Below are 791 nucleotides of genomic sequence, written 5' to 3' on the forward strand. Positions count from 1 at the left end.
GCGCTGGTGTTTTCGGGTCAGGGGGCGCAGCGGTTGGGGATGGGTGCGGGGTTGGTGGGGTTGCCGGGGTTCGGTGAGGTGTTCGGGGAGGTGTGTGGGGCGTTCGACGGTGTGTTGGAGGTGCCGTTGCGTGAGGTGTTGTGGGCCGAGGAGGGTTCGCGGGGTGTGGGGTTGGTGGATGAGACGGTGTATACGCAGGCGGGGTTGTTCGCGTTCGAGGTGGCGTTGTTCCGGTTGCTGGAGTCGTGTGGGGTGCGGGCTGATTTTGTGATGGGGCATTCGGTGGGGGAGTTGGCGGCGGCGTATGTGGCGGGTGTGTGGTCGCTGGGGGATGCGGTGCGGGTGGTGGCGGCGCGGGGTCGGTTGATGCAGGGGTTGGGGTCGGGTGGGGTGATGGTGGCGGTGGAGGCGTCGGAGGAGCAGGTGGGGGTGTGGGTGGCGGAGGCCGCGGTGGGTGGTGTGGTGTCGGTGGGTGCGGTCAATGGTCCGTCGTCGGTGGTGGTGTCGGGGGATGGGGCTGCGGTGGGGCGGGTGGTGGAGCTGGCGGGTGCGGCGGGGTGTCGTACGCGGCGGTTGCGGGTGGGGCAGGCGTTCCATTCGCCGCTGGTGGAGCCGGTGTTGGGGGAGTTCGCCGCTGTTTTGGACGGCGTGGTCTTCCGGGAGCCGGTCATTCCGGTGGTGTCGAACGTGACCGGTGCGGTGGCCGATGCGGGTGAGTTGTGCAGTGTGGAGTACTGGGTGCGGCACGCGCGGGAGGCGGTGCGCTTCGCCGACGGCGTGGAATGCCTGGT

At 69.4% G+C, this 791-nt stretch carries 1 protein-coding gene; it reads left to right on the forward strand.

All coding sequences use genetic code 11. The annotated features are described in order from the left end of the window. A partial coding sequence (locus ABFY07_RS42710; RefSeq protein ID WP_346179616.1) for an acyltransferase domain-containing protein occupies nucleotides 1-791 on the forward strand: 791 nt, incomplete at both ends.

The organism is Streptomyces sparsogenes subsp. cuspidosporus (genome assembly GCF_039532705.1).
GTDB classification, from domain to species: domain Bacteria; phylum Actinomycetota; class Actinomycetes; order Streptomycetales; family Streptomycetaceae; genus Streptomyces; species Streptomyces sparsogenes.